Origin of the sequence: Streptomyces albireticuli, from assembly GCF_002192455.1 — a bacterium.
Lineage (GTDB): Bacteria > Actinomycetota > Actinomycetes > Streptomycetales > Streptomycetaceae > Streptomyces > Streptomyces albireticuli_B.
Genome location: NZ_CP021744.1, coordinates 3735753 through 3759605 on the forward strand (window position 1 = coordinate 3735753; position 23853 = coordinate 3759605).

Genomic DNA, 23853 nt, shown 5'->3' on the forward strand with positions numbered 1-23853 from the left:
GGCGGAGATGCGGAAGGGAGATGCGGAAAAAAGGGGGGAACGGGGGCGCGGTCAGACGCCCAGGGTCGCGCCGCCGTCGACGGTGAGGTCGTGCATGGTGATGTGCGCGGCCTGGTCGGAGAGGAGGAAGGCGACGGCGTGGGCGATGTCGGCGGGGCTGGCCAGCTTGCCCAGCGGGATGCCGACCTTGAAGGTGTCGGTGCGGCCCTCGATGGTCGTCCGCGGAGTGGTCGTCTCGTTCCACATGCTGCTGAGCATCGGGGTGTCCGTGGAGCCGGGTGCCACGACGTTGCAGCGGATGCCGTGCCGGGCGACCTCCAGGCCCAGCGACTTGGTGAACATCGAGGCGGCGGCCTTCGAGGCGGCGTAGGCGGCCATCGCCTGCCGGGGGGTGCCCGCCGCGTTGGACGCCACCGTCACGATGGCGCCGCGGCGGCGCGGGATCATGCGCCGGACGGCGGCGCGGGAGACGTGGAAGACGCCGTCGACGTTGACGGCGAAGACCGCCGCCCAGTCCTCGGAGGTGAAGTCCCGGACCTCGCCGAGGCGCAGCACCCCGGCGGCGTTGACGAGGAACTCCAGGGGGCCGAGGCGGTGTTCCGCCTCGGCGACGGTGGCCTCGACCTGCTGTTCGTCGGTGACGTCGCAGTGGAACGCCGCGGCCGTCAGGCCGTCGGCGGTCAGCTTCTCGACGGTCTCGCGGAGCGCCTCGGCGTCGCGGTCGACGGCGGCGACGCGGACGCCCTTCTCGCCCAGTGTGCGGGCGACTGCCGCGCCGATGCCGCCGGCGGCGCCGGTGACCAGTGCGGTCCTGTTCTCCATCGGTGTCTCCTCTCCCTTGGTGCGGGGTCCGGGGCCCGGGTGGTCCCCGGTCCGGGCCGTGGTGCGCGGCGGCCGGTCAGCCCTGCCAGGCCGAGACGACCTCGATGGCCTGGGCGGGGTTGAGCCGGGGGTCGCAGAAGCTCGTGTACTTGTCGCCGACGTGGCCGAGCCCGGACTCGTCCCGTACGCACTCGGTGACGTCCTCGGGCGTGGTCTCCAGGTGCAGGCCCCCGGCGACGCCGCCGGCCGTGCGGACGGCTTCCTGGAAGTCGCGGACCTCGCGGACGACGGTGTCGACCAGGCGGGTCTTGAGCCCGTCCGGCGCGGTGACGGTGTTGCCGTGCATGGGGTCGGACAGCCAGCTCGCCGGGTGCCCGGCGGCGCGTACGGCCTCGACGAGCGGCGGCAGCGCGTCGGCGACGGCCGTCGCGCCCATGCGGGCGATCAGGGTGAGCCGGCCGTGCTCCCGGCCGGGGTCGAGGCGCTCGCACAGGGCGAGGAGCTCGTCGGCGGTCATGGTGGGGCCGACCTTGCAGGCGACGGGGTTGCCGACGGCGGCGAGGAGGGCGACGTGGGCGCCGTCCACCTGGCGGGTGCGCTCGCCGATCCAGGGCCAGTGGGTGGACGTCAGCCAGGCCCGCCCCTCCTCGTCGCGGCGGACCATGGGCTCCTCGTAGTCGAGGAGCAGGGCCTCGTGGCTCGTCCAGACCGGCGGGCAGATGCCCGAGCGGCGGGCGGGGTGCAGCCAGCCGAGGTGGGTCATGGCCTCGCCGGCGGCGAGGTAGCCGGAGAGCAGGCGCTGCGGGTCGGGGCGGCGGCGCTCGGGGTGCGGTTCGGGGCTGTTGACCATGTGGCCGCGGTAGACGGGGAGCTCGACGCCCTGGACGAGTTCGGTGGGGCGGGAGCGGGGCTTGGCGAACTGGCCGGCCATCCGGCCCGCCCGCACCACCGGCTTGTGCGTGATCATCTTCATCACGCCGGCGAGGACGTCCAGGAGTCCGGCCTTCCGGGCGACGTAGCCCGAGGTGCACTCCGCCGGGTCCTCCGCGCAGTCGCCCGCCTGCACCACCTGCGACTCACCGCGGGCCACGTGGGCGAGGTGGGCGCGCAGGGTGCGGATGTCGGCGGCCCGGACGAGCGCGGGGCGGGAGCCGAGCTCCTGCCGGACGCGCTCGACCTGGGCGGCCGCGTCGCCCCAGTCGGGCTGCTGGAGTGCGGTCTCGGGCCGGGCGTCGAGCACAGCGTTGTTCACGGGGTTCTCTCCTGGACGGTCGCTCGTGCGGGCGGTGGGTGCGCGGCCGGTGCCGGGGTGCGGGCGGGGCACGGCCGGGGGCAGGCGGCGGTCAGGGACAGGGGACGACGCCCGCGGTGTCCCAGAACCGCAGCTGCCGCCGCTTGACGGCCGCGGCGACCCGTGCGACGCCGTCGCCGCCGAGTATCAGGGTGCTGTCCCGCCCGGGCGTGTACGTGGGCCGGTCCGGCGTGTGCGCGCCGCCGGGGACGCCGGTGCGGGCGAAGGAGGCGACGAGGTCCATGAAGGCGCCGGAGACCGCCGCCTCGGCGGGGCCGTCGCCGAACTCGGCGACGTTCTCCGGCAGCCCGTAGGTGCCGAAGAGGAACTTGGAGGTGGCCTCGTGCGGGGTGCCGAGGTAGGGCGGGCGGACGGGGTGGGCGAACTCCATGACGTACTGCGGGGCGGTCTCCGTGCGGGCGTGCCGCTCGGCGAGCCGCAGGATCTGGAAGCGGAAGAGGAGGTCTCCCCAGATCTCCGTCCACAGGGACAGCGGGTCCTGGGGAAGGCCCTCGGCCGCGGCGGCCTCGCGGTAGGCGGCGAGGCAGGCGTCCACGAGCGCGTCGCCGGCCCGTACGGCGCCCTTGAGGAGGACGCCGCGGACGGCTTCGCGCAGTTCGGCGTCCGTGGCCGGTGCCGGGGGCGCGGTGGGCCGTTCGGGGCAGGTGTAGAAGGAGCCCTCGGTGCGGGTGTGCACGACCAGCGAAGGCCGCGCCGGTGACGGGAGCTTGTGGTCGTGGTCGGGCAGCCAGCGGCCGTCGACGACGGGGCCGCGGTACTCCCGCCCGCTGGCCACGTCCCGGGTCTCCGGCGGGCCGGAGAAGATCCGCTCCCAGGCGTCCCGCAGCGCCGCCGCGGGGACGTCGCGCAGGCCCCGCACGGTCGTGCCGAAGCCTTTCGCCAGAGCCGCGTAGACGGCCCGGGAGTCCTCGGGCGTGAGCGAGTTCGCCGGGGCCCAGACGTGGCAGGCGCTGATGGGGACGAGCGCCTGGACGAGGCCGCCCAGCTCGGGCAGCAGGGCCAGCTGGCGGACGCTCGCGCCGCCGGCCGAGGTGCCGCACAGGACGATCCGGCCGGGGTCGCCGCCGAAGGCCGCGGCGTTGTCGTGGGCCCAGCGGACGAGCGCCGCCTGGTCCTGGAGCCCCCAGTTGGCGCAGGACCCGGTGAGCGGGTCGGCGAGCTCCTCGTGGAGGCCGAAACCGAAGGCGCCCAGCCGGTAGTTGAAGGTGACGACCACGAGGTCGCCACGGGCCGCGAGCCGCGCGCCGTCGTAGTTCGGCAGGCTGCCCGCGCCGCGCTCCCAGCCGCCGCCGTGGACGTAGACGAGGACGGGCCGGGCGCCGGAGGTGCCCAGGGTCCAGACGTTGGCGTACAGCGAGTCCTCGCTGTGGCCGGGGACGATCGACTGGAAGGACGCCGGGGCGAAGGCGGTGGCGTCCCGCACGCCGTCCCAGGCAGCCGGCGGCCGGGGCGAGGCGAAGCGGAGCGCGCCCACCGGCGGCGCCGCGTACGGCACCCCGCGGAAGACGGCGACGCCGCCCCCGGGCCCGCCGTGCCCGGTCCGCAGCCCCGCGACCGTACCGGCGGTGGTGTGGGCCACCACGGTGTCCGGCGCGGCCGCCCGTCGATCGGATGCGCTCATGTCAGGCGGCCTCGCCCTGGCCCCGGCGGAGCGCGGTGGTGATCTCCACCATGCGGCGCGCCTGGTAGCCGATGGCGGCGAGGTTGTCGTCGTCGACGTTGCCCGGCTCGTTGCGCGAGACGCTGCTGACGCCGTACGGGTTGCCGTTGGTGGGCGCGAGCTGGATCGGGTCGGCCACGCCGGGCGGGACGACGATGGCGCCCCAGTGGTAGAAGGCGTTGTTCAGCGCCAGGAGGGTGCTCTCCTGGCCGCCGTGCAGGGTCGCGGTGGACGTGAAGGAGGACATCACCTTGTTGAGCAGCCCCCGGCGGCTGTGCAGCGGGAGCGTGGTGTCGATGAACTGCTTCAGCGGGCCGGACGGCAGGCCGTAGCGGCCCGGCGTGCCCCACAGGACGGCGTCGGCCCAGTCGAGGTCGTCCAGGGACGCCTCGGCGATGTGCCCGGTGGCCGCGACATGCTCGGTCCAGGCCGCGGTCCAGGCGTCGTTGCCGGGGACGATCGTCTCCGCGGTGAGGTCGGCGACCCTGCGGAGCCGGACCTCGGCGCCCGCCTTCTCCGCGGCGGCGGCCGCGGCCTCGGCGAGCCGGTGGACGTTGCCGGTGGACGACGAATAGATGACGGCAAACTTGATCATGGAAGAAGTGCCCCTTGGCGGGTGGACGGCTGCGGCCCTCGCTCACCGGCGTCCCGGACTCCGGGGAACCCGCCGGTCCGGGCCGACCGGACGTACCAGATGCTGCTTCGGGCCGCGGGAAACTGCCAAGGCCCGCAGGCGGAGTTCGGCGGACTCCGTCAAAAGGACGTTGATCCATCAAGTCGGCCCGCGCGTGAACGGCGGGCAACGGCCACGGCGTTCCCGTCGTCTACCCAGGAGGCGGACATCCTCTGGTTCGGATCCTGGACGTTCCTTATCCTGAATCCCCACCCCCCGACCTCACCCCGCACAGGAGTCGTGACAATTCCATGAAAGAACGGGAGTTGACGGCCGTGCGCGGCGACCTGCGCCGGCTGGCCGCCGAGGGTGTGTCCCCCTGGCTGGACGGTTTCTGCCGGCCGCTGCTCACCTCGGGCAGGCTCACCGACCTCGTCTCGCGGGCCGGCATCCGCGGGGCGACCTCCAACCTCGCCACGCTGACCGCGGCCGTCGAGTCCGGCGACACGGACTATCTGGACCAGCTGCTCTTCCTGTCCTACCGCGACGTCCCGGCCGACACCGCGATCCGCGCCCTGACCGCCTACGACGCCCGCCTGTCCTGCGACGAACTGCTGCCCGTCTTCGAGGAGACCGGCGGCCGCGAGGGCTATGTCTCGGTCGACGTGAACCCCTGGCTGGCGCACGACGCCGCGCTGGTCGCCTCGGAGGCCGACAAGCTGGTCCGGGCCGTCAACCGCCCCAACGTCCTGGCCAAGATCCCCGCCACCCCCGAGGGGCTGGAGGCGATCAGCGAGTGCATCGGCCGGAAGATCGGCGTCCATGCGACGGCGATCTTCTCGGTGCGCCGCTACGGCGAGGTCGTCGACGCCTACTTCGACGGCCTGGAGCGGGCCCGCGCCGCCGGCCACGACCTCTCTGACATCGTTTCCTTCGCCTCCCTGCCCATCACCTGGTTCGACGCCGAGGTGGACGCCCGCCTGGAGGCCCTGGGCACGGACGAGGCCCGGGCCATGCGCGGCGAGGCCGCCCTGGCCAGCGCCCGCCTGGTCTACCGCCGCTACGAGGACCGGCTGTCCGGCGACCGCTGGCGCGACCTCGCCCGCTCCGGCGCCCGCCCGCAGACGGTCATGTGGGCGAGCACCGCGCCCCGCCGCCCCGGCGTGACCAGCAAGCGCTACGCCGAACGCCTCGTCGCCTGGGGCACCGCCAGCGCCCTGTCCCTCACCGCCCTCGGCGAGGGCGCCGACCGGATGTGCCCCCTCACCGGCGACACCCTCTCCGACTCCTACGGCGCGGCCCGCTCGGTGTGGGAACGGCTCGACGCCATGGGCATCTCCTACCGCGCGGTCGCCGACAAACTGGAGACCGAGGGGGTGGAGTGGCTCCAGACGTCGTGGAGCCTGCTGTACGCGGCGGTGGAACGACGGCTGAGGGGGGCACAGTTGTCGGGGACGTGACGCCGACGCTGACGGCAGCGGGCCGGGCCACGGGACCGCGGGCGGACGTCAGCCGGCGGGGAGTCCGCCGCCCCGTATCGCGCCGGTGAACGCCGGCCAGGCCGCCTTCGGCACGGTGAGCACGGGGCCCTGCGGGCGCTTGCTGTCACGGACCGGTATGACGCCGACGATCTCTAGCGAGGGGGGCCATTCGACGCAGCTTCCGCCCCCGTTGCCGCTGTGCGACGACTTCAGCCACTCGACGCCGGAGAGATCAGGGCTGGTGGTGCTCATCAGAGAGTTCACAGCACGGAGTCGCCCGCTCCCCGCGAGCGGGACACACGGAGGGCTCGAACAGGTGACGTATCAGACCGAGGGCTACCGGATCGGTGCGACGGTGGTCGGCACACGCGGCGGCGCGGCCGGCATGCCCGACGTGGTCGGGGTGACCCGGCGGAGGGACCGGAGCCGCTACCTGGTCAAGGGCGCGGCGAGCGGCTTGCGGTGGTGGGCCGAACAGGCCGATCTCCGGATCGCGACCGCGGAGGAGCGGCAGGAGTACGGGCTCGGGGAAGTGACAGCATGACACGGAGGAGGTGCTGAACGTGATCGATGAAGCCGGGCGCGCCGACACGGCGCAGGCCCAGGACGGCGACATGCTCCGCGTCGAAGTCAACGGTTCGGGCTGGGTCGACGGCGCCGAAGGGGTCGTTGCCGGAATCTGGGAGGGCCGTCTACGGATCAAGCTCACCAAGAACGCGCTACCGGGCGTGGAGGCGGTTCTCCTGGAGAAGGACGCGCTGTGCCAACGGATCGGGGTGGTCGAGCCCATGCCTCTGTGCTCCTCGTGCGGAGGAAGCGGAAAGATCGAGTGGACGGACGAAGAGGGGTGGGATCACGAAGCACTGTGCCGGACGTGCCACGGGGAAGGTGAAGTGAGCTCCTGACCCCTTCCGCGGCACAGGGCCCTTCCCAGGACTCCGGGAGGGGCCCTTCCCCCTGGCCGGCACGCGCCGCGGCGGCCGCCCGGTAAGGGGCCCGGGGGCGGAGCCCCCGCCACGCGGCGGAGCCGCACATCGGATGCGGCGGGAAGGGGCGGGGCGGGGAACAGGCCCCGCGCAGCGGCCTCCGCACCCGCACCCCCACCCCGCCTACCCCACCCGCACCCCCCGCCCCGGCACCGCACCCCCCTCAGGCAGCGGCAGCGCCTCGCACAGTGCCTCCAGCGCCCCCGCGAACGCGTGCTCCGGCGGGGTGCCGTACCCCACCACCAGCCCGTCCGACGGCGCGCCCGCGCCCTCCGCGTGGCGGTAGAGCGACAGGCCCTCCAGCGCCAGCCCCTGCCAGGCCGCCGCCTTGACCACCGACGCCTCCGTGCCCGGCGGCAGTTCGAGCACGGCGTGCAGACCGGCCGCGATGCCCGTGACCCGCACGTGCGGCGCCCGTTCGGCGAGGACCTCGATCAGCTGGTCCCGGCGGCGCCGGTAGTGCCGGCGCATCCGCCGCACATGGCGGTCGTACGAGCCGGAGTCGAGGAAGTCCGCCAGGGTCAGCTGCTCCAGGGCGCTCGCGTAGGGCTCCCGCTCGCCCTTGGCCTCCACCACGTCGTCCACCATCCCGCCCGGCAGCACCATCCAGCCCAGCCGCAGCGCGGGCGAGAGGCTCTTGCTCACCGAGCCGATGTAGACGACCCGGTCCGGGTCCAGGCCCTGCACGGCGCCGATCGGCTGGCGGTCGTAGCGGAACTCCCCGTCGTAGTCGTCCTCCAGCACCAGACCGCCCTCGGCCCGCGCCCAGTCGATGACGGCGGACCGTCGTTCGTGATGCAAGGGGCCACCCGTCGGGAACTGGTGAGCGGGCGTCAGGAGAACCGTTTTTGCACCGCTGCCCGCCAGGTCCTCCACCCGGGCCCCGTACGAGTCCACCGGCAGGTCCACGGTCCGCAGCCCGGCCGCGGAGAGCAGGTGGCGGTAGTAGCCCAGCCCGTACGACTCCACGGCGACCGCCCCGGTCCGCACCTCGCCCAGCAGCCGCAGCGCCCCGGCGAAGCCCGAGCAGATGACGATGCGGTCGGGGTCGGCGCGCACGCCGCGGGCCCGGGCCAGGTACTCGGCGACCGACCGGCGCAGCTCGGTCCGGCCGCGCGGATCGCCTGGCCCGAAGGCGTCGTTGGGCGCCGCCGTGAGCGCGCGGCGGGCCGAGGCCAGCCACGCCGAGCGCGGGAAGGCCGAGGCGTCCGGGGTGCCCTGCACCAGGTTGTAGCGGGCGCGCGGCACCCGGTCGGGGGTGGTGGGCCGGCGCGGCCGCGGGTCGGCGAGCCGGGCACGGCGGGCCACGTACGTGCCGGAGCCCTGCCGGGCGTTCAGCCAGCCCTCGGCGACCAGTTCGGCGTACGCCTCGGCGACGGTGTTGCGCGCCAGCCCCAGATCGGTGGCGAGCGAGCGGTAGGGGGGCAATTTGGTGCCGGGGGCGAGCCTGCCGGTGCGGATGGCGTCGCGCAGGGCGCTCATCAGCGCGCCGCGGCGGCCTCCCGCCGGTGAATCGGGGAGCTCCAGATGGAGATCGCTGCCCAGGCTTCCCGCCGGATCGACGCGCGCATTGACCTTCGAATTCACCCGGGAATTGCACCACACTCCCGACCGGTGGGCTGCCTAGAGTCGTTGACATGACCGCTACCGATCTCGACCAGCGCATGAACTTCACCAAGGCGGCGCCCAAGGTCTTCAAGGCCATGATCGCCCTGGACACGGCGGCGCGGGCGGGTCTCGACCCGGTGCTGATCGACCTCGTGCAGATCCGCGCCTCGCAGATCAACCACTGCGCCTACTGCATCGACATGCACACCAAGGAGGCGCGGAAGGCGGGCGAGAGCGAGGAGCGCGTCTACCAGCTCAACGCCTGGCGCGAGGCGGGCCTGTTCACGCCGCGCGAGAAGGCCGCGCTCGGCCTCACCGAGGCGGTCACCGAGCTCGGCGAGGGCGGGGTGTCCGACGAGGTGTACGGGACGGCCGCCCGGCACTTCGCGGACGAGGAGCTCGCCCAGCTCATCGCACTGATCTTCACCATCAACGCCTGGAACCGCATCGCGGTGCCCACCCGGAAGACCCCCGGCACCGAGTGACCCCGCCGGTGCCGCCACCGGCCTGGGCGTACTCCGTCCACCTCCCTCTTCATCGGGCTCCATCGGTTCGGGACGCCGGCCGTCGCACCCGTATCCCCCGCTCCTGGTGCGCGCACTCGCGCGCTCCCGTCGAAGGCTGTGAGGACTTGACCACTGTCGCATCCCCGTCCCCCGCCACAGGCACCGGAAGATCCCCGGTCAAGGGCTGGTTCGCCGTCGCGGCGGTCACCCTCGGCATCTTCTGCCTGATGACCTCCGAACTGCTGCCGGTGGGCCTGCTCACCCCGGTCGGCGACGCCCTGCACGTCTCCGAGGGCACGGCCGGCCTGATGGTCACCGTCCCCGGCGTCGTCGCCGCGCTGTCCGCGCCGGTCGTCACCGTCGCCACCGGCCGCATCGACCGCCGGCTCGTCCTCGGCGTCCTGGTCGGCCTGGTGGGCGCGGCCAACCTCGCCTCGGCGTTCGCCGACCACTTCGCGATCGTGCTGGGCGCGCGCTTCCTCGTCGGCATCGCCGTCGGCGGCTTCTGGGCCATCGCGGGCGGCATCGCCCTGCGGCTGGTGCCCGAGGAGCACGTCGGCCGGGCCATGGCCGTCATCTTCGGCGGCGTCGAGACGGCCTCCGTGCTCGGCGTCCCGACCGGCACCCTGCTGGGCGACCTCAGCGGCTGGCGCACCGCGTTCGCGGCCGTCGGCGGGCTGGGCCTGACCGCCCTCGTCCTGATGGTCTTCCTGCTGCCGCCGCTGCCCGCCGACGAGTCGCTGACCTTCGCCGAACTCCCCCGGATCTTCAGGTCCAACAGGGGCGTACGGGTGGGCATCGCCATCACGTTCCTGCTGATCACCGGGCACTTCGTCGCCTACACGTTCGTCCGGCCGATCCTCCAGGACGCGGGGATCTCCGGGAACCGGATCAGCATGATGCTGCTGATCTTCGGAGTCGCCGGCATCATCGGCAACTTCCTCGCGGGCGCCAAGGTCGGACAGCACGTCCGGACGATCGTCCTCGCGATCTCCGTGATCCTCACGGCCGCGATGGTGCTCTTCGCCGTCACCGGCGGCGGCCTGGCCGTGGGCATCGCCCTGCTGGTCCTGTGGGGCCTGGGCTACGGCGCCGTGCCGGTGAGCCTCCAGACCTGGATCCTCAAGGCCGCCCCGGACGCCACCGAGGCCGCGTCCTCGCTGTACGTCTCGATGTTCAACTTCTCGATCGCGCTCGGCGCCCTGATCGGCGGCCTCGCCTTCGACAGCCTCGCCATGACGAGCGTGCTGTGGATCGGCGCCGCCCTGGCCGTCCTCACGCTGGCCGTGGCCGGCGGCCGGACGAAGGGCCTGCTGTCCACCGAGCCCGCCGCGGGTCACTGACCCGCGGCTCCTGACCCGCCCCCGCACTCGATCCCCCGGAGTGCGGGGGCGGCCTCCCCCGCTTCTTCCCGTCCGTCCTCCCGTCCGTCCTCCCGTCCGTCCTTCCGTTCGTCCTTCCGAAAGGCCGCACATGTCCGACGCATCCCGCCCGCCGTCCGCCGTGGGCGCCGCGGACCCGCGCTACGAGGCGCTGGCCACCCGGGGCAACAACAAGCGGTTCACCGCCCGCCCGGAGGAGTTCCGGGTCGTCACCACGACCGCCGAGGTGGTCGCGGCCGTGGGCGACGCCGTACGCGCCGGGCAGCACATCGCCGTCCGCAGCGGCGGCCACGGCTACGAGAACGCCGTCGGCGAGCCCGGCGTCCAACTCGTCCTGGACCTCGGCGAGATGCGCGCCGTCGCCTTCGACACCGAGCGCGACGCGTTCATGGTCGAGCCCGGCGCCCGCCTCCTGAAGGACGTCTACGGGCCGATGTACGAGCGCTGGGGCGTCGCGATACCCGCGGGCAACAGCAACACCGTCGGCGTCGGCGGCCATGTGCAGGGCGGCGGCTACGGCTCGCTGTGCCGGGCGCACGGCCTGACCGTCGACCACCTGGAGGCCGTGGAGGTCGTCACCGTCGACGCCGCCGGCGAGGCCCGCGCGGTCGTGGCCACCCGCGAACCGGACGACCCGCACCACGACCTGTGGTGGGCGCTCACCGGTGGCGGCGGCGGCAACTTCGGCGTCGTCACCCGCTTCTGGTTCCGCACGCCCGGCGCCGAGGGCACCGACCCGGCCGGCCTGCTGCCGAACCCGCCCGCCGAGGTGATCACCAGCACCGTGCTGTTCCCCCGCGCGGGCCTGGACCAGCCGGCCATGCGGACGCTGGTCGGCGGCTTCGGCCGCTGGCACGAGCGCAACAGCGCGCCGGACTCCCCGTACGCCCACCTCTTCGCCAGCCTGGTGCTGCTCGGCCGGGACCCGGACCCCGAGAAGGACATGGGCGCCGTCCTCGTCACCCACATGGATGCGACCCGGCCGGACGCGGAGCGGCTGCTCACGGACTTCCTCGACGAGGTGGCCGGGCAGCCCGGCCTCGCGCCGGTGGTCCTGCCGCACGGAACCGTGCCGTGGCTCGACTCGAAGAAGGCGCTCGGGGACGCGCAGGACGCGGAGACCGGCCGCCAGAAGGTGAAGTCCGCCAACCTGCGCCGCGCGTTCCGCGACGACCAGGCCGACGCCCTGCACGCCTTCCTGAACAGCGACGACCACGCCAACGGCAGCAGCCTGGTGGCCCTCGACTCGTACGGCGGCCGGGTGGGCACCGTCGCGCCCGACGCCACCGCCGTCGCGCAGCGCGACTCGGTGCTGAAGGTGCTCTTCATGAACACCTGGCAGGACGCGGCCGACGACGCGGTCAACCTCGACTGGATGCGGCGCTTCCACGGCGCCGTGTTCGCGAAGACCGGCGGCGTGCCCGCGCCCGACGACACCCAGGACGGCGCGTTCGTCAACTTCGCCGACACCGACCTGGCCGACCCCGCCTGGAACACCTCGGACAGCCCCTGGCACGAGCTCTACTACAAGGACAACTACCCGCGGCTCCAGGGCGTCCGGGCGGCGTACGACCCGCGCGGCGTCTTCGGCCACGCCCTGTCGGTCCGTACCCCCTGACCGCCCGCGGGGCCAGGGCCCCCAGGCCCCCTTGATCGTTCCGAGTCGCGCGAGGACAATTCCGGTACACACCAACCGCGACTGTGCGCGACGTCCGTCGTCGCCGGAATCGACCGCGCCCGGAGAGAAACTCCTTCCCTCCGGGTGCGGTCGTCCCCTGCGCAAATGGCAATGCTTTGTTCACGTCCCTGGATAAGTCCGGACGTTGACTCGGGCATTACTCGATGCGTAGCTTCCGACATGTACGCCGCGAACGATCTCTGCGTTGCACCTGGGGGGGCAAAAATGGGAAGCGTTGCGTCACAAGGGAGGGCTACGGAGGCGAGTGCGTTCGCCGTGCTGGAGTTACTGGCCGACGAAGCGCCCATAGATCAATTCGAATCGCTCGTGGAAGAGGCCCGCTGGCGCGGGACCACGGGCGCCGAACTGGCATTCCTGGAAAAGGCCAAGCGGCTCGGCATGGCCATCTACGCCCAGGCCGAACGGCGGCAGCGGAAGGAGGCCCGGCTCTCCGCATTCATCGAGACGGCGCGCACGCTCGCCAATACCCAGGACCTTCCGGAACTGCTCGGCACGCTCGCCCAGGAGGCCCGCCGGCTCTTCGACGTCGACCTGGCGTACGTCACCACCTTCGACCGGACGCCCGGGATCGTGTCCGTCAGCGCCTTCGACGGTCACACGACCGTCCTCGCCCCCGGTCTCACGATGCCCGACGACGTGGCCCTGAGCGGCGGCCCGACCCCGTTCTGGACGCCCGACTACGCGGCGGACGAGCGGGTCGGCCACAGCCGCGCCGTCGACGGGCTGATGAAGTCCGAGCGGGTGCGCGCCCTGATGTCCGTGCCGCTCGACGACGGCGCCCGGCCGGTCGGCACCCTCTACGTGGCCAGCCGGTGCATGCGCTACTTCACGGCGGGCGAGGTGTCCCTCATGGCCTCGCTCGGCGAGCTCGCCGGGGTGGCCATCGGCAAGGCCCGCTTCCTGGAGCGCGCGACCGACGTGATCGCCGAGCTGGAGCGGCACAAGGCCGGGGCGCGCGGCGTCCGGGAGACCACGGCCCTGCACGGCCGGCTGATGGACGTCGTCCTCCGCGGCGGCGAGCTGTCCGCGCTGGCCCGGGAGGCGGCCGCGGGCCTGGGCGGCGCCCTGCGGATCCACGACGCCGACGGCGCGGTGCTGGCGACGGCCGGCGAGATGCCGGCGGAGGCCGGGGCGGACGCGGTGCGCGCGCTGGTCGAGGCGGCCGGGGCGCAGCCGCCGCGCGAGCCCACGCTGCTCGACGGCGGCCTGTGGGCCGCGCCGGTCCTGGCCGGCCCGGAGGACCTCGGCACGCTGCTGTTCAGCCCCCGTCACCCGCTCGGCGACCAGGACGTGCCGCTGCTCGTCCTCGTCGCCCAGACCGTCGCGGCCCAGCTGCTGCTGCGCGCCGGCCGGCAGGACGCGGCGGCGGGCCACGACCGCGACTGGCTGCTGGAGGACCTGCTGGCCGGTCCGGCCCGGCCGGCCGCGCGGCTGCGCGAGCGCGCGGCCCGGCTCGGCGTCGACCTCGGGCTGCCGCACGTGGTGGTGGTCGCCCGGCCCGAGGGCGAGCCCCAGGACAAGCTGGACCTGTGGGCCTCCTCGTACGCCCGCCGCCGCAACGGCCTCAAGGGCATGCACGCGGGCAGCGCCGTCCTGCTGCTGCCGGGCACGGACCCGACGGCGACGGCCGAGCAGGTCTCCCGCGCGCTCGCGCCCCTGCTGGACCGGCCGGTCACCGTCTGCGCGTCCGGCCCCGTCGACGCCGGCCGGGACGGCGGCGACATCACCCGCGGCTACGAGGAGGCCGTGCGCTGCCTGGAGGCGATGATCGCCCTCGGGGCCGCCGGGGGCTTCGCCTCCGCCCGCGAGCACGGCTTCCTGGGCGTGCTGCTGTCGGACACCCACGACGTGGAGGGCTTCATCCGCTCCATGATCGGCCCGCTCGCCGACTGCGACGCGCAGCGCTTCACCGAGTTCACGCCCACGCTGGCCGCGTACTTCGACGCCCGGGGCAGCATCACGCAGACGGCCGAGAGGCTGCACGTGCACCCGAACACGGTGGCGCGGCGGCTGGAGCGGATCAGCGAGTTGTTAGGGCCGGGGTGGCAGCAGTCGGAGCGGGCCTTCGAGATCCAGCTGGCGCTGCGGCTGTCGAGGATCCGGCACGTGCTGAAGAGACGGCGACCAGGAAAGAGCAGCCCGTCCGGCATGTGAGGACCGGGGGTCCGGGGGCGGAGCCCCCGGTTTCGGGAAGGGGCGGGGCTGGGGAAAAGGCCCCGCGCAGCGGCACCGCCCCACCCGCATTCACACCCGCACACCCACCCGCCCCGCCCGCCCCAACGCAGTGACCGCGTGTGCCGCCGACGCCAGCGTCACATGCCGGTGCCATCCCTTGAACGACCGCCCCGTGTAGTCCCGCATGCCCACCTGGTCGGAGATCTCCGCGAAGTCGCGGTCGACCCGGCGCGTCATCTTGCTCAGCTGCATCAGGGCCACCGGGTGCAGCGAGGTCATGTCGGTGAGCCAGAGGGCCGTGGGCGAGGACTGGCCGTTCTCCCACTCGCCCATCAGCCGCAGGTCCCCCACGCCCGCCTGGCCGAGGGCCCGTACCGGCCGGGGCCCGCGGGCCGGCATCCGGACCCGGACGCTCGCGGACATGCTGGTCCGCAGCGTCTCCGCGGCGTCGTGGTCCGACCACATCACCGGGCGGCGCATGCCGGCGGCCGCGCCCATGATCTGGTGGGCGGGCACCCCTTCAGCCCGGCAGCCGGGCAGCGCGGGGTCCGCCGCCGTCAGCCGGAAGGTGCTGCTGACGCGCACCAGCAGCGGGACGCCCGCCTCCCGCAGCCGCCGGACGATCGCCCCGGTGTCGGTCTCCGGCGCGTCCAGGACCAGGGGCCGCACCGGGACGTCCCAGGTGGTGAGCATGTCCAGATAGGCGCCGACCGCGCAGTCGCCGAGGGTCTCGGGGACCGTGCCGTCCGGGATGGAGGCGCGGGTCCGCCGCTCGTCGTCCTCCAGCCAGTCCTCCGACAGGTGCAGCCGCCAGTTGACGGGCGTCGCCATCTCGTCGGACGCCGCCCAGACGCCGACGGCCTGCTGCGCGTTGAGCACCTGGCCGAGCGCCGGGAAGAAGCGCCGGTCGACGCCGACGGAGTGCCGGCCGCCCTTGGGGATCACCATCGGCCGGACGACCCAGGCCTGCGGCGGCGCGATCCGGCCGAGGTGGCGGACGAGCGCCTGGCGCACCGGCTCCCAGTCCCAGATGGAGCTGGAGATGAAATGGTGCATGCTCTGTTCCGTCGCCGATCCGCCGATGAGCGCGGCGATGTTCCGAATGGTTTTACGGCCCTGTCCGCCGAGCAGTCCGCGAAGGTATTCCAGGCCCTTTCGGCGCTGGTCGCTCCGGGGCAGCGTCGCGAAAAGCTCCGAACAGAGTTCGGTGAGCATCGCGTCGTAGGCCCCGGCGTACTTCGGTGCGTGCGGCTGCCTTCTGACGTCGTCGGGGTACAGGGCAAGAGTGCTCATTGCGTTCCCTATCTCGGATCCGATGGGGCGAGCGGCGCGAAGTGATGTCTCCACAGTGCCGTTTCCGCCCACCGCCGCATAGGTGCGTAAGTCACCTGGCACACCGGACGGGTGGTGGATGATCCACCATCACTCACCCAGCGTGAACGGAACGGGCGGGCCCTGACGCTGCGCTCCGAATGGGCTCGGAATTCTAAGTTCCAGAAACGGACTTGACTGACTGCGCCCGGCCACCGGAATACATCTGGAGTTACCCCGGGCCGCTGCATACCGTCCCTCCGGACACGCGATACCGGCCATGGCCGGAAGAGGCGTGGCCGGTTTCGCCCCGCGCTTCCGCGGGGCCCACGGGGGAGGAACTTCCATTGATCAGCAGAAGGTCGCTCGTCGGAGCCGGCGCCGGGATCGGCGCCGCCGGAGCACTCATGGCGGGCGGCGTCCCCCTGCCGGGCCGGGCCCGCGCCTTCGCGGCGGGCGCCCCCTGGGCCCGCCTGCGTGAGCGGCTGACCGGCGGACTCGTGCTGCCCGCCGACCCGTCGTACCCCGTGGCCAAGCAGCTCCAGCTGGCCCAGTACGACACCGTCGAGCCGCAGGCCGTCGCGTACTGCGCGAGCGCCGCCGACGTCACGGCGTGCGTGCGGTTCGCGCGGGAGCACCGGCTCGCCGTCGCCGCGCGCAGCGGCGGCCACAGCTTCGCGGGTTACTCGACGACCCCCGGGCTGGTGATCGACGTGTCCCGGCTGAACGCGGTCCGGCTTGGCCGCGACACCGTCCGGCTGGGCCCCGGCGGCCAGGGTGTGGACGTGGTGCACGCCCTGGACCCGTACGGCGTCCAGGTGGCCGGGGGCACCTGCCCGACCGTCGCCGCGGGCGGCTGGCTGCTCGGCGGCGGGCTCGGGCCGCACGCCCGGCGGTTCGGGATGGGCTGCGACCGGCTGGTGTCGGCGCGGGTGGTGCTCGCCGACGGCACCGTCACCCGCTGCTCGGAGCGGGAGGACGCCGATCTGTTCTGGGCGCTGCGCGGCGGGGGCGGCGGGAACTTCGGCGTCGTCACCGAGTACGAGGTGCGGCCCACCCGGCTGCCGTCGATGGTGGTCTTCACCCTGACGTTCGCGTGGGCGGCCGCCGCCGACGCGATGCTCGCGTGGCAGCAGTGGATCGCGGCCGGCCCGGTGGAGCTCGCCGCCGAGCTGTCGGTCACGCTCGCCACCGACGGCCCGGCCGGCATCGAGCCGGCGGTGCAGGTCAGCGGCACCTTCGCGGGTACCGCCGGGGTGTGCGACCGGCTTCTCGACCAGCTCGTCGCGGCGGCCGGGGCGCGCCCGCTCACCCGGGAGGCGGCCGAACTCCCCTACCGGGCCGGGATGATGAAGATCTTCGGCTGTGCCGACCGGAGCGTCCCCGAGTGCCACCGGACCGGCTACTCCCCGCAGGCGCGGCTGCCGCGCGACAACTACGTCACCGGCCGGAACCTCTACTTCACCCGGCCCTGGACCGCGCAGGCCGCCCAGGAGGCCCTGCGGGCCTTCGAAGCGGCGCTCCGGCCGGGGCAGTTCCGCTTCCTCGGCCTGTTCGCCTACGGCGGGCGGATCAACGAGGTGGACCCGAAGGCCACCGCCTTCGTCCACCGGGACGCCCTCTTCGAGGCCGACTACCAGGCCGGCCTCACCACGCCGGCGCCCGCGAGGGAGCAGCGGGAGGCCGCGCAGGCCTGGGCCGACGGCGGGTACGCCGCCGTCCTCCCGTGGTCCAACCGCCGTTCGTACCAGAACTACATGGACCCGGCGCTGCGCGACTGGCGCGAGGCGTACTACGGACAGAACTACGAACGGCTGCGCGCGGTCAAGCGGGCCTACGACCCGTACGGCTTCTTCCGCTTCGCGCAGGGCATCGACTGACGCGACGCACGCCGCATAGGGTGACCTGTGTGACCAGTGAGTTAGTAGCGACGCACACGCTTGTCCAAGGGGCGCACGGCAAGGCCGTCGACGTCTACGGGCCCGCCGGCGGGCCCGGGGCCGGGGGCGCACCCGTCGTACTGCTGTGGCACGGCGCGGGGCCGGACGAACGGGCGATGATGGCGCCCGTCGCGCGGGCCGCCGCCGCCCGGGGCCTGGTGGTCTTCGTCCCGGACTGGCGCTCCGACGCACCGGACCGCGGCCGGGCGCACCTGCTGGACTCCCTTGCCCACGCCCACGACCACGCGGCGGAGCACGGCGGTGACGCCGGCCGGCTCGTGGTCGCGGGGTGGTCGGCGGGGGCGGGCGCCGCCGCGGGTCTCGCCACGCACCCGGGCCCGTCCGGCCACCCGCGTCCCAGCGCGGTCGTCGGCATCGCCGGACGGTACGACCTCCCGGCGCGCACCACGGGGCGGGTGCCCCTCGACGACCTCGCCGAGTGGGAGGACGCCGCCGCCCGGGTGCCCGTACGGCTGGTGCACGGCACCCGGGACGACACCTTGGACAGCGTCTCCTCGCGGCGGTTCGCGGCGGCCCTCGGCCGGCACGGCTGGCCGGTGGGTCTGGAGGAGGTGCCGACGGATCACGCCGGGGTCGTCATGACCCGCTTCGACCCGGCGGCCGGCCGCTGTGTGCCCGACACCGCGCCGCACGCGGTCGAGGGCGGCCGGACCACGGTCCGGGCACTGCTGGAGGCGTCAAGGGGACTCGTGCGGCCGGGAATTCTACCGCTGGTGTAGGGGATTCCGGAGAATGTCCTCGGTTTTACTTGGAGCCCACGGCGAATGTGGTGGAATTCTCTCGGATCGGGAAGCGGCCCGGGAAGCGGGCGGCAATAAAGATCCGTCCGCGGATTTCACCAGGTCGCAGGAAGCACCCTGAAGAGGACCTCATGCAGGTGCCCACCCACACCATGCCGGCCCACGTCATGTCGGCCCACTGCGTGGTCGCCTTTCCCGACGTGGTCGACATCGGGAACGCCCCGGACGTCCGCGGCGCCCTGCGCACGATCATCCAGGACCACGGCGGCCGCTGCCGCGCCCTGGTCGCCGACCTCTCCGCGTCCCGCTTCGCGACGGCGACGGCGCTCTCGGTGCTGGTGGAGGCACGGCAGTTGGCACGGGACGAGGGCATGGCGCTGTACGTGGTGGCGCCCGCGCCGCTGACGAGGAAGGTGTTCGCGCTGACGGGCCTGCGCGAGGTGATGCCGGTGTTCCGCACCCTGGACGAAGTCCCCCGGTAGCCGGGGACGCCCGGGAGCGGAACCCCGGCGGGCCCCGGGGATCACGGGCCCTGGAGAGAGGGCGTCCGCCTCCTACGCCGGCACGCTCCCGCCCTCCCCCACGCGCCCGTACGGGAACGCGTCCACGATCGTGAACCCGCCCTCGACCCCGGTCACCCGCAGCACCCGGAAGACCCGCGGAGCGCCCCGCACCAGGCGCAGCCGTCCGCCTCTCCGGAGCACCCGCTCCCGGGCCCTCAGCAGCAGCCGCAGCCCGCTCGCGTCCAGGAACGTCACCCCGCGGAGATCGATGACGACATCCGCCCGGAACCTTTCCGTCAGCGCGTCCACCCGCGGCCCGAGCTCCTGTTCCGCCAAAATATCTATTTCACCGTGCAGTTCAATGATGATCGCCCCGCTCGCCACACGCTCACTCATGGCGAAGGAGGGCCACTCCGCGCCCATGTCGCCTCTCACCGACCTCCCTCGGCCGCATATGCCGTCCACCTTTTGGTGCCCCGGCAGTACATGAATCTCACCTACGTCGCAAAGCTGTGATCGCCGCTCATGGCATTCGGCGGTACGCCGTGGGAGGGCCGAGGGGGCCGGGACGGCCGGAGAGGGTGGGCCCGGACCGCGTGGGAGCACTCAGGGGCTCAGGCGCGCCGCGGGGCGAACGGGTGCGCGCGGGGGTGGCGCGGAAGGCGCGCGCCGAGGTGTCCGGGGCGCCGCGGGGAAGGGCCGGGGAGGACAGGAGAGAAGGGGAAGGAGAAGTGCAGGTCGGGGGAAGCGGCATCGGGGGGAAAGCCGCTCCCCCCGGCGAGGACACGCCCTCAAAGTCACGGGCCGCAGTCGGGGGGAGTCGCGGCCCGGACCCCGCAGTGAGGTCATGTCCCTGGCCCCGGCGGATTCCTGCCAGATCCGAGGGCCATTACCCCCATCCTCCGCCCCCGCGGGAGCCCGTCGTGCGGCCGAAGGGCCCTCCTTGCCGGGCCTTTGGTCCTTAAAGGTCCGGTGAGGACGCGCCGGCCGCCCCGCGCCGTATTCGTCCATACGTACGGTTGGCCGGTTAGACTCTCGCGATCACAGCGCCACCGGCGTCGGGAGCGACCGCCGAGGCACCGGGGACAACAGGGGAGACAGTGCGTCGTGGCCAAAGCGAAGAAGATCGCGCTCTACGCCGTCGGCATTTTCGTGGCCTACACCATCATCCACTCCCCCGCCCGGTCGGCCGAGCTCGTCCAGATAGGGTTCGAGGGCATCTCGGACGCCGCCAAGAGCGTCGGTGAGTTCATGACCCAGCTGATCAACTGAGGGCAGACCCGTGATCCGTCACCTCGTCCTGTTCAAGCTCAACGAGGGCGTCGAGCGCGACGACCCGCGTGTCGTCGCCGGCGTGCAGGCGTTCGAGAAGCTCGGCGGCCTCGTCCCCGAGGTGGAGTTCTGGGAGTGCGCCTGGAACATCTCGGACCGGCCGATCGCCTACGACTTCGCCATCAACTCCGCCGTCGCGGACCCCGAGGCGCTCCAGCGCTACCTGGACCACCCGGCCCACCAGGCGGGCGTCGCGCAGTGGCGCGAATTCGCCACATGGGTGATCGCCGACTACCCGTTCTGAGCGGTTCGCGAGCTCCCGCCGGCGCCCCGCGGGCGACCCCGCCGGCAGCTCTCCGATGCCTGGTCGGCGCCCCGCAGGCGCCCCCGGCAGACCCCCGCGGCACCCCTTCGCGACCCCTTTCCCAGCGGACCCCTCGCCACCCCGGCGAGGGGTCCGTTTTGCGCCAACACGGCTCTATGCGGTGCTTGCACACAGTGCACATGTCTTGTGATGCTATGACCGCTTTTGCCGGATGAGTTGACCGTGAAGGGTGGCGTGACCGTGTCGGCCCGTACCGTCCCCGAAGCCACGCCCGAGACCCCGCCGCGCACCACCCCGCGCCCCGCCCCGCAGCCGGAGGACCAGGAGCCCGGCCCGGGCCCGCGCAGCCGGGGGGCGGACGCCCGCGCGCTCACCCAGGTGCTCTTCAAGGAGTTCGTCACCCTCACCCCCGGCACCTCCGAGCACACCCGCGTACGGGCCGCCCTGATCGAGGCCAACCTCCCCCTGGTGCGCTACGCCGCGGCCCGCTTCCGCAGCCGCAACGAGCCCATGGAGGACGTGGTCCAGGTCGGCACCATCGGCCTCATCAACGCCATCGACCGCTTCGACCCCGACCGCGGGGTGCAGTTCCCGACCTTCGCGATGCCCACCGTCGTCGGCGAGATCAAGCGCTACTTCCGCGACAACGTCCGCACCGTCCACGTCCCCCGCCGGCTGCACGAGCTGTGGGTGCAGGTCAACGGCGCGAGCGAGGACCTGACGGTGCTGCACGGGCGCACGCCCACCACCGCGGAGATCGCCGAGCGGCTGCGGATCCCGGAGGAGGAGGTGCTGGCCTGCATCGAGGCCGGCCGCTCCTACCACGCCACCTCGCTGGAGGCCGCCCAGGAGGGCGACGGGCTGCCCGGCCTGCTGGACCGGCTCGGCTACGAGGACCCCGCACTCGCCGGGGTCGAACACCGGGACCTCGTGCGCCATCTGCTCGTCCAACTGCCGGAGCGCGAGCAGCGCATTCTGCTGCTGCGCTATTACAGCAATCTGACGCAGTCGCAGATCAGCGCCGAGCTGGGCGTCTCCCAGATGCACGTCTCCCGGCTGCTCTCCCGGTCCTTCGCCCGGCTGCGGTCCGCAAATCGAATCGATGCCTAACCCTCACGGGTGACACCCCTCCGATGTCAGTGGGCAGATATGTCGACTTGACGCTACAGCGTGTTGCCGACATGTGACATTCTGCTGGAACTGCGTTTGCCACAGCCCGGCCTCCGGTATTCAGGTGGAGGCTGAACCCCTCGCACGAGGGAGTTGCTGTGACCCGTCCGCGACCTCAAGGGGGTGGCATGTCCGTAGACCTGGGCAGCGCGAAGGTGCTCGCCAACGACGCACCGCACGCCGTGCTCGACGACTGCGAAGCCATCGACACCCGCACCCTCTCCCGCTCGCTCTTCCTGCGGCTCGCCGCGCTCGACAGGGACAGCGCGGAGCGTACGTACGTCCGCGACACCCTCATCGAGCTCAACCTCCCCCTGGTGCGCTACGCCGCGGCCCGCTTCCGCAGCCGCAACGAACCGATGGAGGACATCGTCCAGGTCGGCACCATCGGCCTGATCAAGGCGATCGACCGTTTCGACTGCGAACGGGGGGTGGAGTTCCCGACCTTCGCGATGCCGACGGTCGTCGGGGAGATCAAGCGTTTCTTCCGTGACACCAGTTGGTCCGTGCGGGTGCCGCGCCGGCTCCAGGAGCTCCGGCTCGCCCTGACGAAGGCGAGCGACGAGCTCGCGCAGAAGCTCGACCGGTCGCCGACCGTCCCCGAACTCGCCCTGTGCCTGGGCGTCTCGGAGGACGACGTGGTCGACGGCCTGGCCGTGGGCAACGCCTACACCGCCAGCTCACTGGACTCCCCCTCCCCCGAGGACGACGGCGGCGAGGGCTCCCTCGCGGACCGCCTGGGTTACGAGGACAGCGCCCTGGAGGGCGTGGAGTACCGCGAGTCGCTCAAGCCGCTGCTGGCGAAGCTGCCGCCCCGCGAGCGGCAGATCATCATGCTCCGCTTCTTCGCCAATATGACGCAGTCGCAGATCGGCGAGGAGGTCGGCATCTCCCAGATGCACGTCTCCCGGCTGCTCACACGGACGCTCTCGCAGCTCCGGGAAGGACTCATCGCCGACTGACCACGTCCGGGCGCCACTCCCCGGACGCACCGGCCGCCGGCCGGTGTATGTACACCTGACGAGTCGTCAGCCACACTGTGCCGATGCGACGGAAGACGATAGTCTCCGCCTCCGCTTCCGCCGGTGCCGCCGCGCTCGTCCTGGGGACACTGATGGCGGGATGCGGCGGTAGTGACCGCGACGGCTATGTCGCGACGGGGGCCGCCGGACCCGGCTCGTCCCGATCGGTGGACGGGGCCGTACCGCCCAGGGGCGGTGTGGAGATGGTTCCGCTGGACAGCGGATCCGGACCGTCCGCGACACCCACCGGAAAGCCTTCGGACCACGCCTCGGCTCCTTCGGACGACCCCGCGAAGGACTCCACGGCAGCACCGCACGCCCCGTCGAGCGCCCCAGGGCCGCCGAAGACCTCGGCAGGACCCTCCGGACAGGCCTCGCCCCACCCCGGGAGACCACCCGGCGGCGGCCCGGGCGGCGGACACTCCCCTTCAGGACCGCGCCCCGGACCGGGCGGCGGCCGACCGCCGGAACCCCCGGCCCCCTCCCCCTCGGCACCGAGCGGCGCCCCCTCGCCCACCCGCCCCGCGAAGCTCACCGTCGGCACGCCGCGACGGGAACCCGACGAGGGCCGGCGCTGGTGCGAGCGGGTCACCGTCCCCCTCCACAACACCGGCGGCCGTCCGGTGACGGCCGGCACGGTCACCTTCGGCACCCATGTCATCGGCCCGCTCGGCGTGGACTGGGTGACCGTACGCTCCACCGCGCCGCTCCCCGTGCCGATCGCCGCGGGCGGGCAGGCGGAACCGGCCTGGACGGTCTGCGTCGACGCCTGGCGGGTACCGCTGGGCTGGCACGTCGAGACGCGGGACGTGACGGCGGACTGGTCGGACGCGGCGTCCCTGACGGAACGCCCCTGAGGGAACGGGCAGGACGGAAAGGTCAGGACGGAAGGGTCAGGACGGAAGAGTCCCGGAAACGTTCCCGCTAGCCGAGCGCCAGCCACGCCACCGCCGCGATCACGGCGATCGCGACGACCACACCGATGATCACGCCGGCCCGCGGCCCGGACGAGGCGGTGGCGGCCGGAGCGGCCGGGGCCGCCGCGCGGCGGCCGGTCGTGCCCTCGTCGACGAAGGCGCGGAACATCTGGGTGCTGCCCGCCGGGTCGTAGGAGCCCTCGGGGTTCTGCTGATGGGGGTTGGCCATAGGCCAGGACCCTAGCGAAGAGGGAGTACGGAGCGCGCGCCGGGCCACCCTTCGGCGACCGGACGACAACCGCGCCCCTTCATGAAACCGGGGAGTTCCCGTGGCCCCGGTTCCGGGCGACAACTCAGCCCGTCCGGGGGCACCTCCCAGCGGTAGCCG

The 23853-nt window shown here is 73.2% G+C and carries 24 protein-coding genes; 15 read left to right on the plus strand and 9 right to left on the minus strand.

The annotated features are described in order from the left end of the window. Window positions 1-51: 51 nt before the first annotated feature. The 4 genes from SMD11_RS15980 to SMD11_RS15995 form a co-directional block, all read right to left on the minus strand. On the minus strand, window positions 52-822 hold the full coding sequence (locus tag SMD11_RS15980) for a 2,3-dihydro-2,3-dihydroxybenzoate dehydrogenase (RefSeq protein ID WP_087927096.1): 771 nt from the start codon (window positions 820-822) through the stop codon (window positions 52-54). 76 nt (window positions 823-898) lie between these two features. Then, a complete protein-coding gene (locus SMD11_RS15985; RefSeq protein WP_087927097.1) occupies window positions 899-2074 on the minus strand; it encodes a 3-deoxy-7-phosphoheptulonate synthase in 1176 nt (391 codons plus the stop codon). A 91-nt stretch (window positions 2075-2165) separates the two neighbouring features. Next, on the minus strand, window positions 2166-3755 hold the full coding sequence (locus tag SMD11_RS15990) for a carboxylesterase family protein (RefSeq protein ID WP_087927098.1): 1590 nt from the start codon (window positions 3753-3755) through the stop codon (window positions 2166-2168). A gap of 1 nt (window position 3756) precedes the next feature. Continuing rightward, window positions 3757-4389 carry a flavodoxin family protein gene (locus tag SMD11_RS15995; protein ID WP_087927099.1) on the minus strand — a complete coding sequence of 211 codons (633 nt, stop codon included), beginning with the start codon at window positions 4387-4389 and terminating at the stop codon, window positions 3757-3759. 329 nt (window positions 4390-4718) lie between these two features. On the opposite strand from SMD11_RS15995, the gene tal reads away from it, so the two are divergent. Next, window positions 4719-5867 (plus strand): transaldolase, encoded by a 1149-nt coding sequence (gene tal / locus SMD11_RS16000; RefSeq protein WP_087927100.1) that lies wholly within the window; start codon window positions 4719-4721, stop codon window positions 5865-5867. Window positions 5868-5915: 48 nt separating this feature from the next. Here the strand turns inward: tal and SMD11_RS16005 are convergent, their stop codons facing one another. Next, complete coding sequence (locus SMD11_RS16005) at window positions 5916-6140, minus strand: DUF397 domain-containing protein (RefSeq protein WP_087927101.1); 225 nt, start codon at window positions 6138-6140, stop codon at window positions 5916-5918. A gap of 64 nt (window positions 6141-6204) precedes the next feature. On the opposite strand from SMD11_RS16005, the gene SMD11_RS16010 reads away from it, so the two are divergent. Both SMD11_RS16010 and SMD11_RS16015 read left to right on the plus strand, forming a co-directional pair. Continuing rightward, the gene (locus SMD11_RS16010; RefSeq protein WP_087927102.1) at window positions 6205-6432 is read left to right on the plus strand and encodes a hypothetical protein; all 228 of its coding nucleotides are present in this window, start codon (window positions 6205-6207) and stop codon (window positions 6430-6432) included. Window positions 6433-6451: 19 nt separating this feature from the next. Continuing rightward, window positions 6452-6793 carry a hypothetical protein gene (locus tag SMD11_RS16015; RefSeq protein WP_234366058.1) on the plus strand — a complete coding sequence of 114 codons (342 nt, stop codon included), beginning with the start codon at window positions 6452-6454 and terminating at the stop codon, window positions 6791-6793. Window positions 6794-6997: 204 nt separating this feature from the next. Here the strand turns inward: SMD11_RS16015 and SMD11_RS16020 are convergent, their stop codons facing one another. Further along, window positions 6998-8461 (minus strand): PLP-dependent aminotransferase family protein, encoded by a 1464-nt coding sequence (locus tag SMD11_RS16020; protein ID WP_087927103.1) that lies wholly within the window; start codon window positions 8459-8461, stop codon window positions 6998-7000. A gap of 50 nt (window positions 8462-8511) precedes the next feature. Here SMD11_RS16020 and SMD11_RS16025 point away from each other — a divergent pair, with 50 nt between their 5' ends. The 4 genes from SMD11_RS16025 (at window position 8512) to SMD11_RS16040 (ending at window position 14223) form a co-directional block, all read left to right on the plus strand. After that, window positions 8512-8967 carry a carboxymuconolactone decarboxylase family protein gene (locus SMD11_RS16025; protein ID WP_234366059.1) on the plus strand — a complete coding sequence of 152 codons (456 nt, stop codon included), beginning with the start codon at window positions 8512-8514 and terminating at the stop codon, window positions 8965-8967. Between the two features lie 146 nt (window positions 8968-9113). After that, complete coding sequence (locus tag SMD11_RS16030; RefSeq protein WP_087927104.1) at window positions 9114-10331, plus strand: MFS transporter; 1218 nt, start codon at window positions 9114-9116, stop codon at window positions 10329-10331. 130 nt (window positions 10332-10461) lie between these two features. Then, window positions 10462-11988: an FAD-binding oxidoreductase gene (locus tag SMD11_RS16035; protein ID WP_087927105.1), complete on the plus strand. Its 1527-nt coding sequence runs from the start codon at window positions 10462-10464 to the stop codon at window positions 11986-11988. A gap of 336 nt (window positions 11989-12324) precedes the next feature. Beyond that, on the plus strand, window positions 12325-14223 hold the full coding sequence (locus tag SMD11_RS16040) for a helix-turn-helix domain-containing protein (RefSeq protein WP_199843892.1): 1899 nt from the start codon (window positions 12325-12327) through the stop codon (window positions 14221-14223). 90 nt (window positions 14224-14313) lie between these two features. Here SMD11_RS16040 and SMD11_RS16045 read toward each other — a convergent pair whose 3' ends face one another. Continuing rightward, complete coding sequence (locus SMD11_RS16045) at window positions 14314-15537, minus strand: transposase (protein WP_199843893.1); 1224 nt, start codon at window positions 15535-15537, stop codon at window positions 14314-14316. Between the two features lie 365 nt (window positions 15538-15902). On the opposite strand from SMD11_RS16045, the gene SMD11_RS16050 reads away from it, so the two are divergent. The 3 genes from SMD11_RS16050 to SMD11_RS16060 all read left to right on the plus strand — a co-directional run bounded on the left by SMD11_RS16050 (window position 15903) and on the right by SMD11_RS16060 (window position 18738). Next, complete coding sequence (locus SMD11_RS16050) at window positions 15903-17435, plus strand: FAD-binding oxidoreductase (RefSeq protein ID WP_199843894.1); 1533 nt, start codon at window positions 15903-15905, stop codon at window positions 17433-17435. Window positions 17436-17464: 29 nt separating this feature from the next. Next, the gene (locus SMD11_RS16055) at window positions 17465-18235 is read left to right on the plus strand and encodes an alpha/beta hydrolase fold domain-containing protein (RefSeq protein ID WP_087927107.1); all 771 of its coding nucleotides are present in this window, start codon (window positions 17465-17467) and stop codon (window positions 18233-18235) included. Between the two features lie 152 nt (window positions 18236-18387). Further along, window positions 18388-18738, plus strand: coding sequence for an STAS domain-containing protein (locus SMD11_RS16060; RefSeq protein WP_087927108.1), 351 nt, complete (start codon window positions 18388-18390; stop codon window positions 18736-18738). Window positions 18739-18810: 72 nt separating this feature from the next. Here the strand turns inward: SMD11_RS16060 and SMD11_RS16065 are convergent, their stop codons facing one another. Then, entirely contained in the window at window positions 18811-19155 is a 345-nt protein-coding gene (locus tag SMD11_RS16065; RefSeq protein WP_234366060.1) for an STAS domain-containing protein, read from the minus strand. A gap of 711 nt (window positions 19156-19866) precedes the next feature. Here SMD11_RS16065 and SMD11_RS35905 point away from each other — a divergent pair. The 5 genes from SMD11_RS35905 (at window position 19867) to SMD11_RS16085 (ending at window position 23405) form a co-directional block, all read left to right on the plus strand. After that, complete coding sequence (locus tag SMD11_RS35905) at window positions 19867-20031, plus strand: hypothetical protein (RefSeq protein ID WP_170116743.1); 165 nt, start codon at window positions 19867-19869, stop codon at window positions 20029-20031. Window positions 20032-20041: 10 nt separating this feature from the next. After that, window positions 20042-20335, plus strand: a complete 294-nt coding sequence (locus SMD11_RS16070; RefSeq protein WP_087927109.1) for a Dabb family protein — start codon at window positions 20042-20044, stop codon at window positions 20333-20335. A gap of 261 nt (window positions 20336-20596) precedes the next feature. Further along, entirely contained in the window at window positions 20597-21466 is an 870-nt protein-coding gene (locus tag SMD11_RS16075; protein WP_087930547.1) for an RNA polymerase sigma factor SigF, read from the plus strand. A gap of 188 nt (window positions 21467-21654) precedes the next feature. Beyond that, window positions 21655-22488 carry an RNA polymerase sigma factor SigF gene (locus SMD11_RS16080; protein ID WP_087927110.1) on the plus strand — a complete coding sequence of 278 codons (834 nt, stop codon included), beginning with the start codon at window positions 21655-21657 and terminating at the stop codon, window positions 22486-22488. A gap of 83 nt (window positions 22489-22571) precedes the next feature. After that, window positions 22572-23405 carry a hypothetical protein gene (locus tag SMD11_RS16085; protein ID WP_087927111.1) on the plus strand — a complete coding sequence of 278 codons (834 nt, stop codon included), beginning with the start codon at window positions 22572-22574 and terminating at the stop codon, window positions 23403-23405. A gap of 67 nt (window positions 23406-23472) precedes the next feature. Here SMD11_RS16085 and SMD11_RS16090 read toward each other — a convergent pair whose 3' ends face one another. Next, window positions 23473-23694, minus strand: coding sequence for a hypothetical protein (locus tag SMD11_RS16090; protein WP_087927112.1), 222 nt, complete (start codon window positions 23692-23694; stop codon window positions 23473-23475). Window positions 23695-23853 lie beyond the last annotated feature (159 nt).

Coding starts and splice junctions, on each gene's coding strand:
- SMD11_RS16060 (WP_087927108.1), top strand. CDS start 18,388: ATGCAGGTGCCCACCCACACCATGCCGGCCCACGTCATGTCGGCCCAC.
- SMD11_RS16005 (WP_087927101.1), bottom strand. CDS start 6,140: ATGAGCACCACCAGCCCTGATCTCTCCGGCGTCGAGTGGCTGAAGTCG.
- SMD11_RS16085 (WP_087927111.1), top strand. CDS start 22,572: ATGCGACGGAAGACGATAGTCTCCGCCTCCGCTTCCGCCGGTGCCGCC.
- SMD11_RS16080 (WP_087927110.1), top strand. CDS start 21,655: ATGTCCGTAGACCTGGGCAGCGCGAAGGTGCTCGCCAACGACGCACCG.
- SMD11_RS16025 (WP_234366059.1), top strand. CDS start 8,512: ATGACCGCTACCGATCTCGACCAGCGCATGAACTTCACCAAGGCGGCG.
- SMD11_RS15980 (WP_087927096.1), bottom strand. CDS start 822: ATGGAGAACAGGACCGCACTGGTCACCGGCGCCGCCGGCGGCATCGGC.
- SMD11_RS15995 (WP_087927099.1), bottom strand. CDS start 4,389: ATGATCAAGTTTGCCGTCATCTATTCGTCGTCCACCGGCAACGTCCAC.
- SMD11_RS16090 (WP_087927112.1), bottom strand. CDS start 23,694: ATGGCCAACCCCCATCAGCAGAACCCCGAGGGCTCCTACGACCCGGCG.
- SMD11_RS16045 (WP_199843893.1), bottom strand. CDS start 15,537: ATGAGCACTCTTGCCCTGTACCCCGACGACGTCAGAAGGCAGCCGCAC.
- SMD11_RS16035 (WP_087927105.1), top strand. CDS start 10,462: ATGTCCGACGCATCCCGCCCGCCGTCCGCCGTGGGCGCCGCGGACCCG.
- SMD11_RS15990 (WP_087927098.1), bottom strand. CDS start 3,755: ATGAGCGCATCCGATCGACGGGCGGCCGCGCCGGACACCGTGGTGGCC.
- SMD11_RS16065 (WP_234366060.1), bottom strand. CDS start 19,155: ATGAGTGAGCGTGTGGCGAGCGGGGCGATCATCATTGAACTGCACGGT.
- tal (WP_087927100.1), top strand. CDS start 4,719: ATGAAAGAACGGGAGTTGACGGCCGTGCGCGGCGACCTGCGCCGGCTG.